Below are 1,622 nucleotides of genomic sequence, written 5' to 3' on the forward strand. Positions count from 1 at the left end.
GTGCTCAACCGCGCCGCGCCGGGCTTCGTCGGCAACCGCCTGCAGTTTGCCCTGCTGCGCGAGGCGCTGCACATCGTGCAAAGCGGGATCGCCTCGCCGGAGGTGGTGGACCGGGTGATGCGCTCATCGCTCGGCCGCCGCTACGCGATGGTTGGCCCGCTTGAGGCTGCGGATATGACCGGGCTGGCAACGGTCAAGGATATTTGTCAGCACCTGCTGCCGGAGCTCGCCAGCGGGTCGCAGATGATGGAGCTGGTGGCGGAAAAGGTCGCCAGGGGCGAGACCGGCGCCCGCAGCGGGCAAGGGTTTTACCGCTGGGATGAGGCGCGCAACGCCCGTATTCAGTCGCGCCGGGAGCACCTGCTGCGCCACGCCCTGAAACCGTAACTTCTCGTACTGTACCCAACAATAACAATGAGAGTGAGGAGTCGTGATGAGTGTTTTGATTGCCCTGGCCGCGCTGGCGCTACTGATGCTGGCCGCCTACCGAGGATATAGCGTTATCCTCTTCGCCCCGATCGCCGCCCTTGGTGCGGTACTGCTCACCGACCCGAGCGCCGTCGGCCCGACCTTTACCGGGCTGTTTATGGAAAAAATGGTCGGCTTTGTGAAGCTTTATTTCCCGGTGTTTCTGCTGGGGGCGGTGTTCGGCAAGCTGATTGAGCTTTCGGGCTTCTCGCGCTCGATAGTCGCCGCGGCGATCCGGCTGCTCGGCCGCCGTCACGCCATTCCGGTCATCGTGCTGGTCTGCGCGCTGCTGACCTACGGCGGCGTGTCGCTGTTTGTGGTGGCCTTTGCGGTCTATCCCTTTGCCGCAGAGCTGTTCCGCCAGAGCGGGATCCCCAAGCGGCTGATCCCGGCCACCGTCGCGCTGGGCGCCTTCTCCTTCACCATGGACGCCCTGCCCGGCACGCCGCAGATTCAAAACATTATTCCGACCAGCTTTTTCGGCACCAACGCCTGGGCCGCGCCGTGGCTCGGGCTGATTGGATCGCTGTTTATTATTACCTTTGGCCTGCTGTGGCTGGAGCGCCAGCGCCGCAGGGCGCAGGCGCGCGGCGAAGGCTACGGGACGGATCTGCAAAATGAGCCGGAAACGCCTGACAATATTAATCTTCCCCATCCGCTGATTGCGATTGCGCCGCTGCTGCTGGTGGGCGTGCTGAACCTGCTGTTTACCCGCTGGATCCCGCAGTGGTACGGCCCGACCCACGAGCTGAGCCTGCCGGGCCTGGCGAAGCCTATCATCACCGAGACCGGAAAAATCACCGCCATCTGGGCGGTGGAAGCCGCCCTGCTTTCCGGCATTTTAGTGGTGCTGCTGTTCGGCTTTCGCAACATTCGCGGCCGCCTCGCCGAAGGCAGCCGGACGGCGGTGAGCGGGGCCATTCTTGCGGCCATGAATACCGCTTCGGAATATGGCTTCGGCGCGGTCATTGCCGCCCTGCCGGGGTTTCTGGTGCTGTCAAAAGCGCTGACCGCGATCCCCAATCCACTGCTGAATGAAGCGATCAGCGTCACGGTGCTGGCCGGGATCACCGGTTCGGCTTCCGGGGGGATGAGCATCGCGCTGGCGGCGATGTCGGATACCTTTATCGCCGCCGCGCACGCCGCCAACATTC

The 1,622-nt window shown here is 63.9% G+C and carries 2 protein-coding genes; both read left to right on the forward strand.

The genetic code is table 11. The features are described 5' to 3' along the window. Positions 1-387: 3-hydroxyacyl-CoA dehydrogenase family protein (locus PFH44_RS27340; RefSeq protein ID WP_283826799.1), on the forward strand; the 387-nt coding region annotated here is incomplete at its 5' end. A gap of 43 nt (positions 388-430) precedes the next feature. Next, positions 431-1,622 (forward strand): GntP family permease (locus PFH44_RS27345; RefSeq protein ID WP_283826800.1); only part of this gene is annotated, 1,192 nt, incomplete at its 3' end.

The sequence above is a fragment of the Klebsiella sp. Ech2A genome (assembly GCF_030078455.1).
GTDB lineage: Bacteria > Pseudomonadota > Gammaproteobacteria > Enterobacterales > Enterobacteriaceae > Klebsiella > Klebsiella terrigena.